The 21,966-nt window shown below is 54.1% G+C and carries 19 protein-coding genes; 7 read left to right on the top strand and 12 right to left on the bottom strand.

The annotated features are described in order from the left end of the window. The 7 genes from PF1751_RS08260 to PF1751_RS08230 are packed head-to-tail and all read left to right on the top strand — an operon-like array spanning nucleotide 1 to nucleotide 7,670. Nucleotides 1-1,716: a thiamine pyrophosphate-binding protein gene (locus tag PF1751_RS08260; RefSeq protein WP_042570769.1), complete on the top strand. Its 1,716-nt coding sequence runs from the start codon at nucleotides 1-3 to the stop codon at nucleotides 1,714-1,716. Next, a complete protein-coding gene (locus PF1751_RS08255; protein WP_038452977.1) occupies nucleotides 1,716-2,648 on the top strand; it encodes an NAD-dependent epimerase/dehydratase family protein in 933 nt (310 codons plus the stop codon). Before PF1751_RS08260 ends, PF1751_RS08255 begins: the two co-directional genes overlap by 1 nt. Then, nucleotides 2,630-3,955 carry a hypothetical protein gene (locus tag PF1751_RS08250; RefSeq protein ID WP_226994543.1) on the top strand — a complete coding sequence of 442 codons (1,326 nt, stop codon included), beginning with the start codon at nucleotides 2,630-2,632 and terminating at the stop codon, nucleotides 3,953-3,955. The genes PF1751_RS08255 and PF1751_RS08250 overlap by 19 nt, the downstream gene beginning before the upstream one ends. Beyond that, the gene (locus tag PF1751_RS08245; RefSeq protein WP_021490942.1) at nucleotides 3,952-4,932 is read left to right on the top strand and encodes a glycosyltransferase family 2 protein; all 981 of its coding nucleotides are present in this window, start codon (nucleotides 3,952-3,954) and stop codon (nucleotides 4,930-4,932) included. Before PF1751_RS08250 ends, PF1751_RS08245 begins: the two co-directional genes overlap by 4 nt. A gap of 43 nt (nucleotides 4,933-4,975) precedes the next feature. Continuing rightward, nucleotides 4,976-5,620: a DapH/DapD/GlmU-related protein gene (locus PF1751_RS08240; RefSeq protein WP_010211938.1), complete on the top strand. Its 645-nt coding sequence runs from the start codon at nucleotides 4,976-4,978 to the stop codon at nucleotides 5,618-5,620. A 42-nt stretch (nucleotides 5,621-5,662) separates the two neighbouring features. After that, nucleotides 5,663-6,460: a glycosyltransferase gene (locus PF1751_RS08235; protein ID WP_010211940.1), complete on the top strand. Its 798-nt coding sequence runs from the start codon at nucleotides 5,663-5,665 to the stop codon at nucleotides 6,458-6,460. Further along, nucleotides 6,453-7,670: a glycosyltransferase family protein gene (locus PF1751_RS08230; RefSeq protein ID WP_010211941.1), complete on the top strand. Its 1,218-nt coding sequence runs from the start codon at nucleotides 6,453-6,455 to the stop codon at nucleotides 7,668-7,670. Before PF1751_RS08235 ends, PF1751_RS08230 begins: the two co-directional genes overlap by 8 nt. 73 nt (nucleotides 7,671-7,743) lie before the next feature. Here the strand turns inward: PF1751_RS08230 and PF1751_RS08225 are convergent, their stop codons facing one another. The 12 genes from PF1751_RS08225 to PF1751_RS08170 form a co-directional block, all read right to left on the bottom strand. After that, the gene (locus tag PF1751_RS08225; RefSeq protein ID WP_010211942.1) at nucleotides 7,744-9,738 is read right to left on the bottom strand and encodes a polysaccharide biosynthesis protein; all 1,995 of its coding nucleotides are present in this window, start codon (nucleotides 9,736-9,738) and stop codon (nucleotides 7,744-7,746) included. Nucleotides 9,739-9,834: 96 nt separating this feature from the next. Next, nucleotides 9,835-10,848 (bottom strand): MraY family glycosyltransferase, encoded by a 1,014-nt coding sequence (locus PF1751_RS08220; protein ID WP_010211944.1) that lies wholly within the window; start codon nucleotides 10,846-10,848, stop codon nucleotides 9,835-9,837. A gap of 128 nt (nucleotides 10,849-10,976) precedes the next feature. Beyond that, a complete protein-coding gene (locus PF1751_RS08215; RefSeq protein ID WP_031290440.1) occupies nucleotides 10,977-12,236 on the bottom strand; it encodes a glycosyltransferase family 4 protein in 1,260 nt (419 codons plus the stop codon). Between the two features lie 6 nt (nucleotides 12,237-12,242). Beyond that, the gene (gene wecB, locus PF1751_RS08210) at nucleotides 12,243-13,373 is read right to left on the bottom strand and encodes a non-hydrolyzing UDP-N-acetylglucosamine 2-epimerase (RefSeq protein ID WP_010211946.1); all 1,131 of its coding nucleotides are present in this window, start codon (nucleotides 13,371-13,373) and stop codon (nucleotides 12,243-12,245) included. A 68-nt stretch (nucleotides 13,374-13,441) separates the two neighbouring features. Continuing rightward, nucleotides 13,442-14,560 carry a UDP-2-acetamido-2,6-beta-L-arabino-hexul-4-ose reductase gene (wbjC, locus tag PF1751_RS08205; RefSeq protein WP_038452973.1) on the bottom strand — a complete coding sequence of 373 codons (1,119 nt, stop codon included), beginning with the start codon at nucleotides 14,558-14,560 and terminating at the stop codon, nucleotides 13,442-13,444. 3 nt (nucleotides 14,561-14,563) lie between these two features. Next, nucleotides 14,564-15,598 carry a polysaccharide biosynthesis protein gene (locus PF1751_RS08200; RefSeq protein ID WP_010211948.1) on the bottom strand — a complete coding sequence of 345 codons (1,035 nt, stop codon included), beginning with the start codon at nucleotides 15,596-15,598 and terminating at the stop codon, nucleotides 14,564-14,566. Nucleotides 15,599-16,108: 510 nt separating this feature from the next. Beyond that, the gene (locus PF1751_RS08195) at nucleotides 16,109-16,339 is read right to left on the bottom strand and encodes a lipopolysaccharide assembly protein LapA domain-containing protein (RefSeq protein ID WP_010211950.1); all 231 of its coding nucleotides are present in this window, start codon (nucleotides 16,337-16,339) and stop codon (nucleotides 16,109-16,111) included. Between the two features lie 20 nt (nucleotides 16,340-16,359). After that, on the bottom strand, nucleotides 16,360-16,656 hold the full coding sequence (ihfB, locus tag PF1751_RS08190) for an integration host factor subunit beta (protein ID WP_003218804.1): 297 nt from the start codon (nucleotides 16,654-16,656) through the stop codon (nucleotides 16,360-16,362). Between the two features lie 132 nt (nucleotides 16,657-16,788). Continuing rightward, nucleotides 16,789-17,073, bottom strand: a complete 285-nt coding sequence (locus PF1751_RS08185) for a lipoprotein (RefSeq protein ID WP_042570764.1) — start codon at nucleotides 17,071-17,073, stop codon at nucleotides 16,789-16,791. Nucleotides 17,074-17,235: 162 nt separating this feature from the next. Next, nucleotides 17,236-18,921 (bottom strand): 30S ribosomal protein S1, encoded by a 1,686-nt coding sequence (gene rpsA, locus PF1751_RS08180; protein WP_010211953.1) that lies wholly within the window; start codon nucleotides 18,919-18,921, stop codon nucleotides 17,236-17,238. A gap of 120 nt (nucleotides 18,922-19,041) precedes the next feature. After that, the gene (gene cmk / locus PF1751_RS08175) at nucleotides 19,042-19,731 is read right to left on the bottom strand and encodes a (d)CMP kinase (protein WP_010211955.1); all 690 of its coding nucleotides are present in this window, start codon (nucleotides 19,729-19,731) and stop codon (nucleotides 19,042-19,044) included. After that, nucleotides 19,728-21,938, bottom strand: a complete 2,211-nt coding sequence (locus tag PF1751_RS08170) for a bifunctional prephenate dehydrogenase/3-phosphoshikimate 1-carboxyvinyltransferase (RefSeq protein ID WP_038452970.1) — start codon at nucleotides 21,936-21,938, stop codon at nucleotides 19,728-19,730. Before PF1751_RS08170 ends, cmk begins: the two co-directional genes overlap by 4 nt. Nucleotides 21,939-21,966 lie beyond the last annotated feature (28 nt).

Raw genomic sequence — 21,966 nt, 5'->3', positions numbered from 1 at the left:
ATGAAAGCATCAGATGCGGTAGCGTTGGTTCTTGCGCAGAACAAGGTTCTGTATGGTTATGAGTTGATCGGCGGAATGATCACGCACCTGGTTGACAGCATCAATCAGTTGGGCAAGACCAAGCTGGTCTCGGTTCACCATGAACAAGGGGCCGCGTTTGCTGCATCCGCAGTTTCCCGCGCCACACATCACGAAGTGCTCGGCGTCGCCCTGGGCACAAGTGGTCCCGGCGCCACCAACCTGATCACCGGCATCGCCGATTGCTGGCTTGATAGCCATCCGTGTCTTTTCTTGACGGGCCAGGTCAACACCTACGAACTCAAGGGCGAGAGAAATATCCGCCAACAGGGTTTCCAGGAGCTGGATAGCGTGGCGCTGGTCAGCAGTATTACCAAGTACGCCTATCAGGTCAGGCATGTAGACGAGTTGCTTCCGTGCTTACAAAAGGCTATCGACCTCGCCAGGGAAGGACGACCAGGCCCGGTACTGCTGGATATCCCGATGGATATTCAGCGAACCGACATCGATGATGCCGCGGTCAGCGCGTTTTTGTTGCCTTGCGCGCAACAGATTGCAGCGCCACTGCAAGCAGCCGACCTCGAGACGATCAGCAATGCACTGGCTTGCGCTCGGAACCCGTTGATCCTGCTGGGCGGGGGGGCCGTCAACACGCCTAACTTCGCACATTGGCTCAATCAGTTGGAGACGTCTGGTATCCCTTACGTAGCCAGCTTGAAAGGGGCTGAAAAGATCCCGGCGAGCGCCAATTACCTGGGCATGCTCGGCGCTTATGGAACGCGTGCAGCCAATCATGCCGTGCAGAATTGCGACTTTCTGCTGGTACTGGGCAGCCGCCTGGATGTTCGGCAAACCGGTGCCAAACCCGAGGACTTCGCCCGCAAAGCCAAGGTTTTCCAGATCGACCTGATGGAAGGGCAACTGAACAACCGCGTTAAGGCGCACGCCTCCTACGTGATGGAACTGAACACCTTCTTCGCAGACTTCCCCCTTTGCGAAGTGCAAGAAAACGCGGCATGGGCTGCCTGGGCTGCTGATTTGCGAGCTGATTTCGATCAGAGCTTTGTCGATGAATACACTGATTGGTCAGTGAGCCCCTTCGTCATCTGCTCAACCCTTGGCGCTTTGACCAAAGGGCATGGTGTCGATTTCGTCGCCGACGTCGGCAACAATCAGATGTGGGCAGCACACACGTTGCGATTGAGCCCTGGCCAATCCATGCACCACTCAGGTGGCCTGGGCACCATGGGGTTCGCGATCCCCGCGGCCATTGGCGCCTGCAATGCAGGCAACAAACCTGTCATTGTCATAACAGGTGACGGGGGCGCCCAGCTCAATATCCAGGAACTGGATATCATCGCCCGCGATCAACTGCCCGTCTTGATCATTGTGCTTAACAATCACTCTCTGGGAATGGTCCGCGGGTTCCAGGAAATGTATTTCGAAGGCCGTAACTCGTCGACCTACTGGAACGGCTACACCTCACAGTTCAAAGCCATTGGTGAGGCTTACGGCATCAGCTCCACGGTCGTGAGCACCCATGAGGAATTTGCGGCGCAGGTCGGGATGTTTATTGAATCACCCCGTCCCGCACTGATCGAACTGATGATGCCCGACGCCCGAGAATGCCGTCCTCGGCTGGAATTTGGCCGCTCGATTGATCAGCAGTTGCCTGAAAAAACGCGGACAGCACGCTGATGCACATCGCAATATTCGGCGCGAACAGCCAAATTGCCCAGGACCTGACCCGTTCACTCGCCGCAGCTCGAACGTTCGACCTGAGCCTGTTCGTGCGGGACAAAAACAAACTCGACACATCGGCATTGATACCCACAGGACAACGAAGTATCAAAATCTTTGAATACGCCGATTTCGATCGCAACACTGCGTTCGATGCAATCATTAACTTTGTAGGGGTCGGTGACCCTGCAGTGGCATCGAAAATGGGGTCTGCCATTTTCGATATCACCTATGAGTATGACAAACTCGCACTCGACTATCTCAAAGCCAACAACAAGTGCCGCTATATATTTCTGAGCAGTGGTGCAGCTTATGGCGGTGATTTCGAAACCCCCGCGCAAGCCCAGACACTCGCCACGTTTGACATAAACAATTTGAAAACAACGGATTGGTACGCTGTCGCAAAGTTTTATGCCGAGACGAGGCACCGAGCGCTTCAGGGTCTTAGCATTGTGGATATCCGGGTATTCAACTACTTCAGTCACACACAAGACTTGAGTGCACGTTACTTCATGACCGACGCTGTCCGCGCAATCAAGGACAACACCGTACTGACGACGTCTCCCGCCAACATGTTTCGTGACTACATAACCCCTTTGGACTTTTACACGCTGATATCCAAGGCATTGGCCTTCAATGGCGACCTCAATATAGCTGTCGATTGCTATACCAAAGCCCCAGCCGACAAGTTCTCAATACTCGACCATCTTCAGAGTAATTTCGGCCTGCAATACACCACCGAAAAAGCCACCCAACACATTAATGCTACCGGCGCAAAGCAGCACTATTACTCCGAAAACAGAATGGCATCGACATTGGGCTACACCCCACATTTCAATTCCATTGAAGGATTGACTCATGAAATCGAAAGATGTCAATTCATCAAATGAACTATAAAAAAATATTCGATCATGACTTTCGCAACACTGCAATAAATCAGTTATGGCGATTACTCTCGGGACCTGCGTTGCTCATCCTAGTCCCCCTTTACCTGTCGTCCGAAGCCCAAGGATACTGGTACACCTTCATCAGTATGGCCGCACTTGCCGTGTTCGCAGACATGGGATTTTCTGCCGTACTGCTATTGTTCGCCTCGCATGAGTTTGCACACCTCAAGTTCAACAATCAGAAAGAACTTTGTGGCACACCTGAGCACATCAGCCGATTGGCGACATTATTATCGTTCGCCATGCGCTGGGCCGGCGCCATGGCGCTCGTTGTTTTCCCGGCCGTGCTGTTGATCGGGTATTTCATACTCAATGGAAAGACCTCCCTGGTCAACTGGCAACTACCGTGGTTGGTGTACGGTGTGGCATCCGTCATTGTATTCATTAATAGCATTGCACTGTCATTCATCGAAGGATGCGACAGTGTTGGTGACATTCAGAAAATTCGTTTCCACATCAGCGTGATCAGTGTGTGCGTGACCGTCATCCTGCTGATCAGCGGCGCAGACTTGTATGCTCTGGCCTTTTCGTTATTAGCCGGTGCACTGGCAGGCACCTCAATAATCCTTCATCGCTACAAAGCCATGTTGGGACAGCTTTATAAACTGACAAAAGTCAACAGCCACCCTTGGTTCAAGGAAATAATGCCGCTCCTGTGGCGCTTCGCATTGAGCTGGATCAGCGGCTATTTTGTACTGTCTATATTTACCCCCCTGTCCTTCAGCTATCACGGGGCCGTACAAGCGGGCCAAGTTGGCTTTTCAATGGCGATTTGCATGGCCATGTTCAGCATCGCGAACATATGGGTAACCATTATCACCCCAAAAATAAATATGTATGCGGCCCATCGTAATACAACGGCGCTCGATCAAGCCTTCAAAAAAGGCTTAGCACTGGCAATAGCGACTTATGCAATGGGTATGGTAACGCTCTTCACTGGCCTATGGCTGATGGAGGGCCAGCCGTTGATAGAGAACCGCCTGCTGCCCACCCTCCCTCTGTTGATGGTCAGTACAGGATGGCTGATGCAGTTAATCGTCAATGCAATGGCGATCTACATGAGGGCCTATAAAAAAGAACCATTGGTCGTGGTATCGGTCGTCAACGGGCTATATGTCGCGATCACTACCTTGCTGGCTGCGAAGTACCTTCCATTTGAATACCTGTTCTCTGGCTTCACAAGTGCGTACGTCTTGGTCTTGCCGTGGGTTTATTGGATTTTTAGATCTTTCAAAAGGCGTTCATCATGAGTCTTCAGCCTAACCCTGTATTGTCCATTGCACTGCCTACCTACAACCGAGCGGACTTCCTTGACAGTTCGCTGGCCGCACACCTGCCGATACTAAAGCACCACAACATTCAAATTTTCATTTCCGATAATGCCTCGACAGATGAAACCTTTCAGGTTGTCGAGAAATGGAAAGCCGAATACCCCCTGTTGCACTACTCACGTAACCACGAAAACCTGGGTGCTGATTTAAACTTTGAAAAAGCACTGTCTTTATCGGACACCGCGTACACATGGCTGTTGGGCGATACCTCTCAATTCTGTGCCGACGACCTCGACAAGGTATTGACTCGCTTAAATACAAACACCCCTTACGACGCCGTACTGGTAAATCTGGTAGGCAAGATTGAAACGCCAGAATCCACCTATCAAGACGCCAATGCATTGTTACAAGATCTCGCAGGGCTCATGAGCTGCATGAGTTGCTTGATCTATAGCAAAGCACTGATAAATGATGCCAACTTTTCTCGCTATCACGATTCAAACTTCATACAAACAGGTATCATCTTCGAGTCTATTGCGAACCGCCCCTTTCAAATTCATTGGTTACCCCAGGTGTCCATTACGTCACTTGAAAGCCCGCACCTCACAAAAACCAGCTGGGCCCACACAGACAAAATATTCAAGATCGGCCTGACCTGCTGGGTAAACTTTATATTTTCGTTACCGGTCAGCTATTCATTGCAAGGAAAACTTGAAGCCTGCACCCGCTTTGGCCAAGTATCCGGCGCGTTCACGATCAAGGGTATGCTGTCTCTGAGGGCCAGGGGGTTGTTAAACTACGGCATCTATAAAGCGTACCGACCGGACCTCAGGCTTTCCGTAGCCTACCCTAGCTGGATCGTCATGGTGATATCAGTCGTACCAAGATCGATGCTCAGCAAGGTGGTCAACCTCTATCTCAAACGCACACGCACTCTACCGGTGACAAACCAATAGTTTGCTTCCACCTGTTTACGCCAGCCAACATGAGTAGACCGCGGTGTCCTATTTTTTAAAAAAACTCAAGCAACATCACGTCTTTATCGTTCCTATGGTGTTCGGGCAATGTCTTTTAGTATGGCGAGCGTTTATTCATCTCAGAGCCTTCCCAGCCCCCGGGCGACGTGCCTACCTTGGCCGTGCGCCCAAGGTCTTTGGCCTGGAACACATTACGCTGGGTAATAACTTCAGGGTAGGTGAAGGGCTCTGGCTACACGCGATCTCTCAATACCTTACGTTCAAGTACCAGCCGCAGGTCGACATTGGTGAGAACTTCTCCGCCAGCGACCATTTGCATATAGCGTGTTGCAACAAAATAACGATTGGTCGCAATGTCTTGATGGGCAGCAAGATTCACATCACCGACCATTCCCACGGCGCCTACTCGGGGGAGAACCAATCCAGCCCCTACGAAACACCTTTTGAAAGAAAGCTGGCCAGCAGCGGCCCCGTGACCATTGGCGATAACGTATGGATCGGGGACAATGTCGTCGTACTGCCGAACACCTCTATTGGCAATGGGTCGATCATCGGCGCCAACAGCATTGTCACCAAAGATATCCCCAGTCATGTCATTGCTGTGGGCTGCCCTGCCAGGGTCGTGAAAGTCTGGAGCGATAAAGAGAGCAAATGGTTGAATGTTTAAGCGTGACCCAGCACAGGCGGCTCCACACATCAAAGGTATGGCATGACGCGTAAGATTGCAGTAGGTATTGTTGTCTATCACGCAGGCGCTGAATTATTGCGCAGGCTCGAATTGACGTCGTCGAATGGATTTGAAGTCTACGTGTTCGACAACTCACCTGACGTTACCAACGTGCGAGAACTCGCTGAGCCTGACCCGCGCATCCATTATTTCACCTGTGGCAAAAATCTGGGGCTGGGCATCGGCATTTCAACAGTGTGTGCCAATGCCTACCAACAAGGTCATTCAGCGCTGCTGTTTTTTGATCAGGACACCGGGTTCAGCAGCGAAACACTGTCTTATATAGAAAACAACTATGCCGACAACATCGACGCCTACAGCGAGTTCAGCGCAATTGCCTTTAAAGCCGATGGAAGCGCCCGGGTACGGGATGTACCTTTACTTATCAACAGCGGCAGCCTTTACTTTCTGGATAAACTCAATGCCCTTGATTGGATGGACTGCAGCTACTTCGTCGACAGTGTGGATTATAAGCTCTGCCTGGATTCGTTAAACAAGGGCTATCGCATTGGCGTCTGCGGTGCCACACCGGGTTTCGATCATGTCACGGAGCAGGCTGATAGTCGCTATCGCATCGCGGGCCGCACGTATTCAATGCGGGCCTATTCAGGGTCCAGAATAAAAGACACTGTTGCTTCGAATCTCAAACTTATCTTTTCTGCGCTCAAGAGCCGCCAGGTTGGTTTCGCGCTGAGAATAACTAGATTACTGACCCTCTATTGCGCCTCCCAGATCCTCGTCAGGGTAATCAATACATTAGGAATTTTTAAACGTGACTGATGAAAAAGGCATGACCGGCGAGCGCTCAGCCATTTTTACCGTATGTAATCTGGCTTATTTATCCAAGGCGCTGGTGCTGGCCGAGTCATTGGATAAATTCGATCAGCCGAAACTGAAGATCTATATTTTTGATCGCAAGGTCGAGATAGACCTCCCGACCGACCTGGCGGAGTTTTATTGGGTTGAAGAGATCGGATTGGCCGACGTACGGCACTACGCCTTCAAATACGACATCGTCGAGTTCAGCACCAGCCTCAAGCCCTGGATCACCTTAAAGCTCCTTGAGCAGCACGACAAGGTGGTCTTCCTGGACCCGGATACCTGCGTATTTAGCCGCCTCGATGGCTTATGGAGAGAGCTCGACACGCGGGATATCATTCTAACGCCCCACTACGTCACACCTCATGTTGAAGGTGATATCGGGATGCTGCGCTTTGGCTCCTTCAACCTGGGCTTCTACGCGGTTTCCAATACCTCAGAAGGCATACGGTTTCTCCAGTGGTGGAATGAGCGCTGCCTGGAGCACTGCTATTTCGAAACGCAATTCGGACTTTCGACAGATCAGAAATGGGTCAGTATCGCTCCCTGTTTCTTCCCGACCCTGCACGTGTCATTCAATCTTGGTTACAACGTGGCTTTTTGGAATAGCCATGAACGAACCCTCTCGCCTGACGGCCGGGGTGGCTATACAGTAAACGGGGAATGCCCACTGGTTTTCTTCCATTTCAGTTCGTTTGACGAGAAGAACCCGGCACTGTTGAGCAAGCGTGCATTTGCGGGAAGAGAGAAAAAACGTGAAGACCTTCAGGAAGTTAGTTTCTATTACAAAGAACGACTCTCCAACTTCTCATCCTTCCCCTCCAGCGCAGCCTATGCATTTGATTACATGAGCGATGGAAAATACATATCCCCCACGCTGAGAAGGGCCTACGCCAGCGTACTGGATGAGCTACCCACCGGCCATGACCCCTTTGATGCCAACGGCCCTGTTTACACATTTGCCAAGAAGAACTACTTGTTCGAGGCAGGTGGGCAATACAAACCCGCCGGGTTTGGCGATGCGCAAACTCACTCCGGAAAGCTCCAGATCATCAATTCTTTACTGAAGGGAATTCTGTACGTGGTAGGCCCCAATCGGTTCATGAACCTATCGAGGCTGTTCGTCTACCTGTCGAGCTTCCGACTGAACAAAAAGTTGTGGAAGCTCTAATGTAAAGGCTATCGCGCTCTATTGTGAGCTCTGATGGACCGGAAGACAGGCCCATCAGAGCGGCATGGCGATGTCAGACTTCGCGGTGTCGCTGAATGTGCATCCAGTCGACAATTTCACCTTCCGGACTGTAGCCACTGACGGTGTTTTTCAAGAGCTGCCTGACGAGCGCAAAATCACCCGCTTCAACCGCCGTCAACAACCCGTGCAACCGGGCTTTGAGCACTTCCCACCCCAACAGTTCTTCATTGGCCCGCATGATCATCGGATGACGAGTAGCAGCCACGTTGTCGCCGATCAACAATTCTTCATACAGTTTTTCACCGGGCCGCAGCCCACTGAAATTGATCAGGATATCCCCATGCGGATTGGTGTCGGAGCGGATACTCAGGCCTGATAGATGAATCATCTTCTCGGCAAGCTCTACGATTTTCACAGGCTCGCCCATGTCGAGCACGAAGACATCCCCCCCCTGCCCCATCGAACCCGCTTGAATAACCAGCTGTGCCGCCTCGGGTATCGTCATGAAATAGCGGGTTATTTTCGGATGGGTCACTGTCAAGGGCCCGCCGGCCTGGATCTGCTTATGGAACAGCGGAATGACCGAACCTGACGAGCCCAGCACGTTGCCAAAGCGAACCATGGTGAAACGGGTCTTGTTGACCCGCGAGATGTTCGAGGCATCACCAAACAACGTCGGTGCCACTTCTTTGCTCAAGGCTTGCAGAACAAGTTCCGCCAACCGTTTGGTGCTACCCATGACGTTGGTTGGCCGCACGGCCTTGTCGGTCGAAATAAGTACAAAGTTCTCGACACCCGCCTGCAGGGCGGCCTGAGCGGTATTAAGGGTGCCAATTACATTATTGAGAATACCTTCGGCAATATTGTGCTCCACCATAGGCACATGTTTATAGGCTGCTGCATGGTAGACCGTATCGACCGACCAGGTATTCATGACCTCCAGCAGTTTGTCCTGATGCCGCACCGAACCCAGTATCGGCAGCAGCGTTACATTCAATGATTCTGATTGAACGCGCTGTTCAAGTTCGGAGAGGATGCAGTAAAGGTTGTACTCACTGTGATCGAACAACAACAGGCTGGTAGGCTCCAGCGTCAGAATCTGGCGGCAGAGTTCCGATCCGATCGAGCCACCCGCGCCGGACACCATCACGACACGGTGCTTGATGCAGCGCTCCAGCAACTCAGGCTGCGCCGGGACGGGATCTCTGCCCAGCAGGTCAGCAATGTCCACTTCCTGGATATCGTCGACTTTGACTCGACCGCTGGCCAAGTCCATAAAACCGGGAACACTGCGTACATGCAGCGGGTAACCCTCCAGATAACCCAGTATCTCTCTGCGACGAGCCCGCGTGGATGACGGTATCGCCAGCAGCAGTTCCTCAGCGCCAGTCTCGTCGATCATCTGCTGGATACGTTTGGGTTTGTACACCTGCAACCCCGAAATGATGCGATCCGAGATGCCACTGTCATCATCGATAAAAGCGACCGGACGCATTACCCGCCCCATGCGTAAGGCCGCTACCAATTGATTACCCGCCGCACCGGCCCCGTAGATAGCCACCTTGATAAGGCCATCATCACGACTGGTGAAAGGCACGTGCTGCGCAGCGGTAAACCAGTCCCCCTGAAAGTACTGACGCATTGCCAAACGCAAGCCGCCAATGATGACCATGCTTAGCCACCAATAGTTGAATACGATTGAACGTGGCACCACCGTCTGGTGATTGCTGTACAAGTACACCACAAGGGCCAGCAACAACGCGGAGAGACTAACGGCCTTGATGATCGCAATAAGCGCATCATTGCCGAAATAACGCATGACTGCCCGGTACATGCCAAAGTGGATAAAAAGCGGGATGGCAATCACCGGCGCACTGAGAAAGAGCCACAAATGGACTACGAAGGGGTTGTTGAGGTCATCAAACCCGAGGCGCACGACAAATGCCAACCATAACGCCGCCCATACCAGAACGATGTCGGTCGCCACTTGCAAGAAACGTTTCTGCCTGCGCGGCAAGCCCACCAATCGGGCACGTAAACTATCCATAAACCCTTTTATACCTCAGTCCCTAGTACTGCCAGCAAAAAACGACAGTCATGTGAGTGTGCAGCAGCCCCATGAAACTACAGCGCCAGTCAATTATCACGCTTTCTCAAGCTCCCCCGCGTGAAACTTGATAGCCAGCAACACCAACGGAATATACGCCACCAGCAGCCCCAAAACGCCGTCAAACCCCAGGCCGACAAAGAGGGCGATAGGCAATAGCCACAACAAATTAATCGCCATCACCGTCAGCGTAACCGGCAAATGGCGCCCCGCCACGCGGGATGCAAACTGATAGGCGTGACTGCGATGCGCTTCATAGACCTTGTCCCCACGCAACAGGCGTCGACCTAAAGTGAAGGTCGCATCAACAACGAATACGCCCAGCAAAATCAACCAGACCCAAAGCATCTCAGGTGCAGCCCACGCCGCCTGAAGCGACAAGATGCCAATCACCACTCCCAGGAAGCCACTCCCAGCATCGCCCATGAAAATGCGGGCGGGAGGGAAGTTCCAGTATAAAAACCCAAGCACCGCAACCGCCAACAGCATCGGTGCAAGCATGAGGTTTTCATGACCAGTCAGCCAGTACACCAGGCACGCGCCTGCACAAGCGCAGACGGCCTCGATGCTGGCAATACCGTCAATACCGTCCATGAAGTTATACAAGTTCAGCATCCAGACCAGATACAAGGCTGCCAGTAAGTGCCCGAACCAGCCAAGGTCCAATTCATTGCCGAAAAGACTGATCGTGGGCAGTCCTCCCATCCAGGCCAACGCCCAGATCGCTGCGCCAAAGTGGGCCAATAGACGCCAGCGCGCTGCGATATGACCATGATCGTCGAGAAAACCAACGACCGCGATCAACGCCCCAGCCCCCAACAATGGCCACGCGACACCCCAACTGATCCAGCCAGCAATAGCTACGACTACCAACGCCACCAGGTAGGTCAGTACGATTGCGACTCCCCCCCCTCGCGGCGTCGGTACAGAATGCGAACTGCGACCATTGGGAATGTCCATCAAACTACGCGATAGGGCATAACGGCGTAGGACCCAAGTCAATAGAAGCGATGCTGAGAGCACGGCGGTAAACACTAACCAAATGGTCATGTAGGAAACAGTTCCTGAAACAGATGCGGGCAAAAGGGCTTAGCATTCATTGCTGATCGACACTGACTGGCGCAGGCATCGCCCAGGCTGTACTGCCAAGAGCGGTGCCGGTGAGCATAGATTTCCGGTCATTTTTCGTTCCGCCTCAACGTCGCCTTCCTGAAAAGTGCTTCAAGGCGGTCGAACAAGTTCTCTTTGGAAAAATGCTCAAGGTAGTAACGCCTTCCCAAAAGGCCCATGCTCTCGAGCTCGGACTTGGGCAAGGCGCCCATGGTACGCACGATACTTGCCAGTCCCTGGGCATCGCCTGAACCACAGACCATGCCTGCCCCCGACCTGGTAACGACGTTGGCCGCTTCGCCGTCAATCATGGCGATCACGGGTTTTCCCGATGCCAGGTAAGCCTGGACCTTACCCGGGATGGTTTTCTCGAAAACGTCGTTTGTCCTTAACGAAACCAGCAGTGCGTCAGCCACGGCGAACAGCGCCGGCATTTTTTCCAAAGGGTGCCGGCCGAGCAGCAAGACGTTGTCCATGCGGTTTTCCGCCACATGCTTGGCCAACCATTGACTGGCTCGGCCATCCCCCACAATTACCCAGCGCACGGGTAGGTCTGTCTTCACAGCCTTGACTGCAGCCATGATGGCCGGAAAATCCTGAGCATCACCGATATTGCCGGCAAAGAGGATCGTAAACACGGCATCGTCGCTCTGTAGCAGATCGGAAGACGCCTGTACCTCGCCGGAAAAATCATCCTCAGCCCAACTGGGAAAATACACGAGCCGATCTGCGCCCATTGCACGTGTACAGTATTGTTTGACGTTCTCCTCGAACGACCGCGACTGTAACAACAAGTAATCGGTACGGTTGTAGATCCAGGACACCACTTTGCCGACAAGCCCAAGCAGTCTGGGACTCTTGACAACCCCAACCGCCCTCAGGCTCTCCGGCCACAGATCCAACACCCAAATGAGTACCGGGGCCTTTTTCAAGCGGCCAAGCAACAGGGCCGGGATCGCCCCCATGATTGGCGATACCCCATACACAAAAATCGAATCGAATGACTCACCACGCAGTTTGTAACTGCCCACGATAGAGGCACTGCTGAAATACGAAAGGTAATTCAAGGCCAGCGTGAAGTTGCCCTTGCCGCGCGCCAGCATCGGCACCCTGATCACACGAGCCCCTCGAAAGTTCGAAAACTGCGCGGGCTCACGCCGAAAATCGGTAAAGACCTGCCCTTCCGGATAATTGGGCACACCTGTGAGCACTGTCACCGCATGGCCTTTGGCGACAAAGCCTTCGACCATGTTGTTGATGCGCATATTTTCGGGCCAGAAGTACTGGGTCACCACCAGAATCTTGAGTGGCTTTTGCTGGGAGAGCATGTCCACTCAATATTGCTTCCATACAGTGCGCATGACGTAGTCACGGTAACTATGGATGATCCGAACGACTTTTTCAGCGACATTGGGCATGCTGTAATCCGCGACAAGCCGTAACGTCCGTTCTTGCCCCGCGGCCTGGCTTTCCAGAAGCTGCAAGCCTTGCATGGCGCGCTCGACTTCCAGACCGACCATCATGACCGCCGCCTCTTCCATCCCTTCCGGCCGCTCATGGGCCTCACGCAGATTCAGCGCGGGGAAATTGAGGATCGATGATTCTTCGTTGATGGTGCCGCTGTCCGACAACACCACTTTGGCTGTCAGTTGCAACTTGTTGTAGTCCTTGAACCCCAACGGCTTGAGCAATTGCACATTCTTGTGGAAGCTAACGCCCATGGCATCGACGCGCTTTTGCGTACGAGGGTGAGTGGTCACGATCACCGGCAAGTCGTAATGCGCAGCAACGGTGTTCAATACTTCGACCAACTTGAGGAAGTTCTTGTCGGAATCAATATTCTCTTCGCGATGCGCACTCACGACGAAAAACTTGCCGGCCTCCAAGTCAAGCCGCCCCAGTACATCCGAAGCCTCGATGCCATCGCGGTAGTAATTGAGCACTTCAAACATAGGACTGCCCGTCTTTATCACCCTGTCCGGCGGCAGCCCTTCGCTCAACAGGTAATCACGCGCAATGCTGCTGTAGGTCAGGTTGATGTCAGCGGTGTGATCAACGATGCGGCGATTGATTTCTTCAGGCACGCGCATGTCAAAACAGCGATTGCCGGCTTCCATGTGAAATGTCGGGATCTTACGACGCTTGGCCGGGATCACAGCCATGCAGCTGTTGGTATCACCGAGGATCAAGAGGGCTTCGGGTTTCACCTCCTCCAGCACCTGATCCACCGCAATGATCACGTTGCCGATCGTTTGCGCACCACTTGCGCCAGCAGCGTTGAGAAAATGGTCAGGCTTGCGAATACCGAGGTCCTGGAAAAAAATCTCGTTCAATTCGTAATCGTAGTTCTGCCCGGTATGCACCAGAATGTGTTCACAGTGTTCGTCAAGCTTGGCAATCACTCGTGACAATCGAATGATTTCAGGGCGTGTCCCCACAACCGTGACAACTTTCATTTTTTTCATTTCAACACTCTTCCAGAATCATTGGCATCGGCGCCGTCCGCCCCATGCATTGCCTGATGCACCCATGCTCAGGCTTGAGTACCCACCGGCATTGCAAAGGTGTCCGGGCGCTCACGATCAAAGATCTCGTTGGCCCAGAGCATGACAATCATCTCTTCCTCCCCGACATTGGTAATGTCGTGAGTCCAGCCTGGCACCGTTTCCACTATCCGCGGCTGCTCACCCTCGGTAAACAGCTCATAAAACTCCCCTGATACTATATGGCGAAAGCGAAAGCAGGCCTTGCCTTTGATTACCAGGAATTTCTCGGTCTTGGAGTGGTGGTAATGACCGCCACGCGTCACGCCAGGGTGGGCGGTGAAATAAGAAAATTGCCCACTGTCCCGCGTCTTCAGCATTTCAACAAAAACACCGCGCGGGTCACCGTACTTCGGAACGTCGTAGGTAAATTGCTCGACCGGCAGGTAACTGACGTAGGTCGAGTAAAGTGCTCGCACGAGGCCTGTGCCCACAGCCTCGCTGATCAGCGTGTCGCGACTGTCGCGAAACGCATGCAACTGATCCGCCAACTCGCCCACAGAAATGCTGTACACCGGGGACACCTGAGCAACTGAGTCCTGAGGCGAGCCGGCGTCCATTAGCTGAGTGAAACAGTCGACCACATCGTCGATGTAAACCAGGCTGACCATCGCGTGTCGATCATTGACCTGGATCGGCAGACCTCGGGTGATGTTGTGGCAGAAAGTCGCCACGGCCGAGTTGTAATCAGGCCGAGCCCATTTTCCAAACACGTTGGGCAGGCGCAGGACATGAACCTTGGAACCGTGGCTCGCCTGTAGATCGTGCAACGCATGCTCAGCAGCCAGCTTGCTGATACCGTAAGGATTATCTCGATCCGCCTGCGTCGAGGAGGTGTAAAGCACGGGAGTGGGCTTGCCACTCATTTTGATCGCGTCGCACAGGGCCAAGGTCAAGTCAGTGTTGCCCACCTTGAACTCATCGGACGATTGCGGACGATTGACCCCTGCAAGGTGGAAGACAAAATCGACCTCGGCAACCAGCGCGGGCAATTGAGAGATGCTGTTATCACGGGTGAAGGCGACCACGTCGATATCATTGCGCTCACTTAAATGCGCAATCAGGTTCCTACCGACAAAACCGTTGGCGCCGGTGATCAGTACCTTCATCACTCACTCCTCCGGCGTAGCGAGTTCGCCACGCTGGATCGCCTTCATGAACTCAAGTTTGAGCAGCAGCCGTTGCATGCCGGCCACATCCAACCTCTCGGTGTTATGAGAGTTGTAGTCTTCCGTGCGAGAGATTTTTTCTTCCCCCTGCTCCACGAATTTCGAATAGTTCAAGTCACGCAGATCAGGGGGGATGCGGTAGTAATCACCCTTGTCTTCAGCGCAAGCCATTTCTTCACGGCTCAGCAACGCTTCAAACAACTTTTCGCCATGACGAGTGCCGATAACCTGAATAGGATGCTCAGGCTTGCCGACCATTGCGGTCAAGGCCTTGGCCAGGGTTTCAACTGTCGCCGCCGGTGCCTTCTGAACAAAAAGATCACCATTGCGACCATGTTCAAAAGCATACAACACAAGGTCTACGGCATCAGCCAGCGTCATCATGAAGCGAGTCATGCTCGGGTCGGTCAACGTCAACGCGTTACCTGCACGAATCTGCTCGATGAACAAAGGAATTACAGAACCCCGTGACGCCATGACGTTACCGTAGCGAGTACCGCAGATAACTGTCTTTGCATCATCCACGTTACGAGATTTGGCAATCATGACTTTTTCCATCATGGCCTTGGAGATACCCATGGCATTGATGGGGTAGACAGCCTTGTCGGTACTCAGGCAAACCACTCGTTTGACCGAATTCTGGATAGCGGCTTCCAGGACATTTTCAGTGCCAATAACGTTGGTCTTGACCGCCTCCATGGGATGAAACTCACAGGAAGGCACCTGCTTCAGCGCGGCAGCGTGAAAAATGTAATCCACGCCGCGAGTGGCATTGAGAACGCTCTGGTAGTCGCGCACATCACCTATGTAAAACTTCAGCTTGGTGTCGGCATAGCGCTTGCGCATGTCGTCCTGCTTCTTCTCATCGCGACTGAAGATGCGGATTTCTGCGATACCACTGTCGAGGAAACGCTTGAGGACGGCGTTGCCGAATGAACCGGTGCCACCGGTGATTAGAAGCGTTTTTCCGCTGAACATAGTAAGTCCTAAAGCAACGCGCACAGCACGACAAGCTTCTAGTCGGCCACTCACCTCAATGCCTGCAGACCAACAAAGCCAACATGCCGCCCCGGAATACTCAACGGTGAAGAGGTTCAAGGAAAACGTCGAAGCTCGTTAGCAAACAGCCCGAAAAATAAGCTTTGTGTGGTGCAGTTAAAGATGAAGGGCATGGAAATTGGTGGCTATTTTAAGGCCTGCGTCCTTAAAGTCAAAAGCGAACACAGATGCGTGAGGGCATGCCTCAACGGTAATGAGAGGACGGGAACCAGACCCGACACCTTGGGGGATTAACGCCTACTGGTTATTGATGTGACATGACGAAAGTTTTCATACAGATAAACGCTCAACAGCCTGATCAGTACAGTAAAGACTCTCACCTTAAAACAGGAGGAATAACTCAGACTTATGTCAGGTTACGTCTACCAAGAGAATAGAACGCCGCAGGGTTCAAGCATTAGACTACGGCAGCCCCCAAGCACATACCGATCAAGCCTTCTGACGGGTTTTCTTACGACCGAACACGACCGCTATCGCCGGACCAACGATCATTCCCACCAGCAACGCCAATAAGGTGAAAACTGAAACTGGCAGCTCAACCGTGGACCAACCGAAAAACGACAGTGTTGCACCTTGCTGATTCTCGAGCACAAAAAAAACGACGACGAGCGCGAAGAACAAAACAGATACAATCGATGCAAAGCGCCTGAGTCTAGCCATAACGTTCTCCTGAAAGTCAATCAGACGCCTTCTTCCTCGTCTTCGTTCACCCGATCACGCAATTCCTTCCCCGGCTTGAAATGAGGTACGAATTTGCCGTCAAGACTGACGGACTGGCCGGTTTTTGGATTACGACCCACACGAGGTGCGCGATAGTGAAGTGAAAAACTCCCAAACCCACGGATCTCAATGCGATCACCGGTCGCCAGGCATTGGGACATTTGCTCAAGCATAGTCTTGATAGCCAGCTCGACATCCTTGGATGAGAGCAGCCCTTGATGGGTGACAATTCGTTCGATCAACTCCGACTTCGTCATATTTTTCCCTTCTTTTTCAAGCAGCTAGGAAAAGCGCTTCGAAGGTTTTAGCATGACTTGATGAATTTGAACAGCCCGTTAGACAACTTATCTGCAGGACCGATGGCAACCTCCTATAGGCGCATTCCATCATCAATTACAGATAACCAGCATGGTGCGAGTTACTGCGCCGGCGGGGTTCCAGCCGAACAGGTAGTCGCCCTCTTCGTCCGCGGCGTCGCTGGACTTGGTGATGACCCTGTACCCCTGCATCTTGCACTCTCGTGCAGCGCGCTTTTCACACTTCTCCCACTTGTTACCCAGGCCCGAGCAATCGATCTCGATGCCGCCGACGCCGCGCTTGGCGTGGGTCTTCGCGCTGGTGGTGGAGCAGCCCGCAAGCACGACCACTGCGAGCATTACGATAAGCCTGTTCATTCAAATCCTTATTGAAGCGACAACACGAGAACCGCTTTTTTCTTAAGACTACAATCAGTTCTGACACTGAGCTATACGCCTTGGTTCTCGGTGTTGATTCAACGAATTTCAGGCACAAAAAAGGGCGACCGAAGTCGCCCTTTTTCTATGGCCTGACAGAACTTAGTTCTGCTTAGCCATTGCTTCGCGCAGCAGGGAGGCCATGGTGGTCTCGCCTGGTGCAGCTTCCGGAGCCGATTTCAGGCTCTGGATTGCTTCTTTCTCTTCCACTTCGTCTTTCGACTTGATGGAGAGTTGGATTACGCGGCTCTTGCGGTCAACGCTGATGATCTTGGCTTCTACTTCCTGGCCTTCCTTCAGAACGTTGCGCGCGTCTTCAACGCGGTCACGGCTGATTTCGGAGGCTTTCAGAGTCGCTTCGATATCGTCGGCCAGAACGATGATGGCGCCTTTGGCGTCAACTTCTTTCACAGTGCCTTTAACGATGGCGCCTTTGTCGTTCTCTTGAACGTACTCGGAGAACGGATCGCTTTCCAGTTGCTTGATGCCCAGGGAGATGCGCTCGCGCTCTGGGTCAACCGACAGGATAACGGTGTCCAGCTCGTCGCCCTTCTTGAAACGACGAACAGCTTCTTCGCCCACTTCGTTCCAGGAGATGTCGGACAGGTGAACCAGGCCGTCGATGCCGCCGTCCAGACCAATGAAGATACCGAAATCGGTGATCGACTTGATGGTGCCGGAGATTTTATCGCCCTTGTTGAACTGGCCAGAGAAATCTTCCCATGGGTTAGATTTGCACTGCTTGATGCCCAGGGAGATACGACGACGCTCTTCGTCGATGTCCAGAACCATAACTTCCACTTCGTCGCCGACTTGTACGACTTTCGAAGGGTGGATGTTTTTGTTGGTCCAGTCCATTTCGGAAACGTGTACCAGGCCTTCCACGCCTTCTTCCAGCTCAGCGAAGCAGCCGTAGTCGGTCAGGTTGGTCACACGCGCGGTAACGCGAGTGCTTTCTGGGTAACGGGCTTTGATAGCAACCCATGGATCTTCACCCAGTTGCTTCAGGCCCAGGGAAACACGGTTGCGCTCGCGATCGTATTTCAGAACCTTGACATCGATCTCGTCGCCAACGTTGACGATTTCGGAAGGATGCTTGATACGCTTCCAAGCCATGTCGGTAATGTGCAGCAGGCCATCGACGCCACCCAGATCGACGAATGCGCCGTAATCGGTGAGGTTCTTGACGATACCTTTGACTTGTTGGCCTTCCTGCAGGGATTCCAGCAGAGCTTCACGCTCGGCGGAGTTCTCTGCTTCCAGGACGCTGCGACGGGAAACGACAACGTTGTTGCGCTTCTGGTCGAGTTTGATGACCTTGAATTCGAGTTCTTTGCCTTCCAGGTGCGTGGTGTCGCGCACAGGACGAACGTCGACCAAAGAACCTGGCAGGAACGCACGGATGCCGTTAACGTCGACAGTGAAGCCGCCTTTAACCTTACCGTTGATAACGCCCTTGACCACTTCTTCAGCTGCGAAGGCTGCTTCGAGAACAATCCAGCATTCAGCGCGCTTGGCTTTTTCACGGGACAGCTTGGTTTCACCGAAACCGTCTTCAACCGAGTCCAGAGCAACGTGAACTTCGTCACCGACATTGATTGTCAGATCACCAGCATCGTTGTAGAACTGTTCCAGCGGGATCAGAGCTTCAGACTTCAGACCAGCGTGAACGGTTACCCAGCGAGCTTGGTAATCGATATCAACGATAACACCGGTGATGATGGAGCCTGCCTGAAGGTTCAGGGTTTTTAGGCTTTCTTCAAAGAGTTCCGCAAAGCTTTCGCTCATTTTAATTCCTGTTGATAAGGGCGAAGAATACGCCCATCTCCACACCCCAGACGGTGTGGGTCAGTTTCAGTTAAAAGAAGCCACCGCAGGACTATGACTGGTCCCCTGCGGCCTTCTTGATCACCCGGCGATATCGCGAATGGCGATTTCACTCAAGATGCGTTCCAGCACCTGCTCGATGGACAGCTCCGTGGAATCCAGCTGTATGGCATCAGCCGCCGGCTTGAGCGGGGCTACTGCGCGCTGGGTATCACGCTCATCGCGTGCACGGATCTCATCTAGCAGACTCGACAGACTAACACCATCGACTTTGCCCTTCAACTGCAAGTAGCGGCGGCGAGCCCGCTCCTCGGCGCTGGCGGTCAAGAAAATCTTCAAGGGTGCCTCGGGAAACACCACGGTTCCCATGTCACGGCCATCGGCGACCAGGCCCGGCGGCTCCTGGAACGCCCGCTGGCGCTGCAGCAGCGCATCACGCACGGCCGGCAGCGCGGCAACCTGGGAAGCCCACGAACCGACTTGTTCGTTACGCAGGTCATCCGTCACATCGTCTCCTTCGAGGATGATGCGCTGGGGATGACCTTCCGTCGCACCGACGAACTGCACATCGAGGTGCGCTGCCAGCAGCTTCAGGGATTCTTCGTTGGTCAGGTCGACGCCATGGTTGCGTGCGGCGAATGCCAGCAGGCGGTACAGCGCGCCGGAATCCAGCAGGCACCAGCCCAGGCGCTCGGCCAGGATGCCGGCGATCGTGCCTTTGCCCGAGCCGCTTGGCCCGTCGATGGTAATCACCGGTGCTTTGATATTCACAATTGAGCCTCTTGGGCAACACGGATGCCGACTTGGGCACACAGTGTAAGAAAGTTCGGAAAAGACGTAGCAACATTGGCGCAGTCACGGATACGAATCGGCGTCGCCGCCCGCAGGGAGGCCACACTGAACGCCATGGCAATCCGGTGATCACCATGGGCATGGACTTCACCACCGCCTATCAGGCCACCGTCAATGATAATCCCATCGGCGGTGGGTTCACACTTCACCCCCAGCGCCAACAGACCATCGGCCATGACCTGGATACGGTCGGACTCCTTCACGCGCAGCTCTTGAGCCCCACGCAACACGGTTCGCCCCTCGGCACAGGCCGCCGCGACGAAGAGCACCGGAAATTCATCGATCGCCAACGGCACCAGCGCTTCGGGAATCTCGATCCCCTTCAACGCTGCCGCGCGCACCCGCAGATCTGCGACGGGCTCGCCACCTACCTCACGCTGGTTTTCCAGCGTGATATCCGCGCCCATCAGCCGCAGAATATCGATCACGCCGGTACGCGTCGGATTGACACCGACGTGCTCCAGCAGCAGCTCAGAACCCTCGGCAATCGAAGCCGCCACCAGAAAGAACGCCGAAGAAGATATATCCCCCGGCACTTCAATATGGGTAGCCGCCAGCGCATGACCGGACTCCACGGACGCCGTCGCCCCCTCCACCGCCACCGGATAACCAAAACCGCGCAACATGCGTTCAGTATGGTCACGGGTCGGAGCAGGCTCGGCCACCACAGTTTTACCTTCAGCGTACAACCCGGCCAGCAGCAGGCAGGATTTGACCTGGGCACTGGCCATCGGCATCGCGTAAGCCAGGCCTTTCAACGACTGCCCACCACGAATGGTCAGCGGCGGACGCCCTTCCGGCCCCGTCTCGATCACCGCGCCCATTTCCCGCAGAGGCTTGGCCACGCGACTCATCGGGCGCTTGGACAGGGACGCGTCGCCGGTCAGCACACTGTCAAAGCTCTGCGCTGCCAACAAACCAGACAGCAACCGCATGGAAGTACCGGAGTTACCGAGATAAATCGGCCCCGGCGCCGGTTTCAAGCCATGCAGCCCCACGCCATGAATGGTCACACGCCCATGGTGCGGACCTTCGATCACCACGCCCATGTCGCGAAACGCCTGCAAGGTCGCCAGGGCATCTTCGCCCTCAAGGAAACCTTCGACCTCAGTCACACCCTCAGCCAACGAACCCAGCATGATCGACCGATGGGAGATCGACTTGTCGCCCGGCACCCGAATGCGCCCGCTCAAGCGGCCACCCGGTTCGGCGAGGAAGGTCAGCTCATCAGCGGTCACAGCGGTTTCCATGTAGGCCCGGCGCGCCAGGATCTTGCTGAAATGCTCACGCGCCACCCGCGCACGGGTAAACACGCCCAATAATTGATGGCCATCTCCGGCATCAACTGCGTCGCGCAAGGCGTCGAGGTCGCTGCGGAAGGTGTCCAGGGTGCGCAACACCGCTTCGCGATTGGCGAGGAAGATGTCGTGCCACATCACCGGGTCGCTGCCGGCAATCCGCGTGAAGTCGCGAAAACCACCGGCGGCGTAACGGAAAATATCGAGGTTCTCGTTGCGCTTGGCCAACGAGTCCACCAGGCCAAATGCGAGCAAATGCGGCAGATGGCTGGTTGCGGCCAACACTTCGTCGTGACGCTCGACCTGCATATGCTCGACATCCGCACCCAGCTCACGCCACAGACGGTCCACCACCGCCAGTGCAGCCGGATCGGTCTGTTCCAGCGGCGTCAGGATGACTTTATGGCGACGGAACAGCTGCGCATTGGACGCCTCTACTCCGCTCTGTTCGGAGCCCGCAATCGGATGACCCGGCACGAAGCGCGCCGGCATACCACCAAAGGCCCGTTGCGCCGCGCGCACCACATTGCCTTTGGCACTGCCGACATCCGTCAGTATCGCCTGCCCCAAGTCCATGCCGGCCAGTACGCCGAGCAATTTCTCCATGGCCAGGATCGGCACGGCCAACTGGATCACATCAGCGCCCTGGCAGGCGAGCGCCAGGTCCGCTTCACAGCGATCCACCACCCCCAACTCAACCGCCAACTTGCGCGATTGCGGGTCCAGGTCCACACCAACCACTTCGCTACACAGCCCACTTTCACGCAGGCCTTTGGCGAAGGAGCCGCCGATCAACCCCAGACCGATCACCACCAGGCGACCGATCATAGGCACAGCAGGTTTCAATGCAGTGACA

Origin of the sequence: Pseudomonas simiae (assembly GCF_000934565.1) — a bacterium.
GTDB lineage: Bacteria > Pseudomonadota > Gammaproteobacteria > Pseudomonadales > Pseudomonadaceae > Aquipseudomonas > Aquipseudomonas simiae.
The sequence above is the reverse complement of the archived record's forward strand: the minus strand, read 5'-3'. Positions and strand labels throughout refer to the sequence as shown.

Bases quoted from the DNA above. Each gene is read 5' to 3' on its own strand.
- PF1751_RS08245 (WP_021490942.1), top strand. From the start codon at position 3,952: ATGAGTCTTCAGCCTAACCCTGTATTGTCCATTGCACTGCCTACCTAC.
- rpsA (WP_010211953.1), bottom strand. From the start codon at position 18,921: ATGAGCGAAAGCTTTGCGGAACTCTTTGAAGAAAGCCTAAAAACCCTG.
- PF1751_RS08225 (WP_010211942.1), bottom strand. From the start codon at position 9,738: ATGGATAGTTTACGTGCCCGATTGGTGGGCTTGCCGCGCAGGCAGAAA.
- PF1751_RS08250 (WP_226994543.1), top strand. From the start codon at position 2,630: ATGTCAATTCATCAAATGAACTATAAAAAAATATTCGATCATGACTTT.
- PF1751_RS08215 (WP_031290440.1), bottom strand. From the start codon at position 12,236: ATGCTCTCCCAGCAAAAGCCACTCAAGATTCTGGTGGTGACCCAGTAC.
- wbjC (WP_038452973.1), bottom strand. From the start codon at position 14,560: ATGAAGGTACTGATCACCGGCGCCAACGGTTTTGTCGGTAGGAACCTG.
- PF1751_RS08260 (WP_042570769.1), top strand. From the start codon at position 1: ATGAAAGCATCAGATGCGGTAGCGTTGGTTCTTGCGCAGAACAAGGTT.
- PF1751_RS08200 (WP_010211948.1), bottom strand. From the start codon at position 15,598: ATGTTCAGCGGAAAAACGCTTCTAATCACCGGTGGCACCGGTTCATTC.
- PF1751_RS08185 (WP_042570764.1), bottom strand. From the start codon at position 17,073: ATGAACAGGCTTATCGTAATGCTCGCAGTGGTCGTGCTTGCGGGCTGC.
- wecB (WP_010211946.1), bottom strand. From the start codon at position 13,373: ATGAAAAAAATGAAAGTTGTCACGGTTGTGGGGACACGCCCTGAAATC.
- PF1751_RS08255 (WP_038452977.1), top strand. From the start codon at position 1,716: ATGCACATCGCAATATTCGGCGCGAACAGCCAAATTGCCCAGGACCTG.
- PF1751_RS08170 (WP_038452970.1), bottom strand. From the start codon at position 21,938: ATGATCGGTCGCCTGGTGGTGATCGGTCTGGGGTTGATCGGCGGCTCC.
- PF1751_RS08235 (WP_010211940.1), top strand. From the start codon at position 5,663: ATGACGCGTAAGATTGCAGTAGGTATTGTTGTCTATCACGCAGGCGCT.
- PF1751_RS08220 (WP_010211944.1), bottom strand. From the start codon at position 10,848: ATGACCATTTGGTTAGTGTTTACCGCCGTGCTCTCAGCATCGCTTCTA.
- ihfB (WP_003218804.1), bottom strand. From the start codon at position 16,656: ATGACGAAGTCGGAGTTGATCGAACGAATTGTCACCCATCAAGGGCTG.
- PF1751_RS08195 (WP_010211950.1), bottom strand. From the start codon at position 16,339: ATGGCTAGACTCAGGCGCTTTGCATCGATTGTATCTGTTTTGTTCTTC.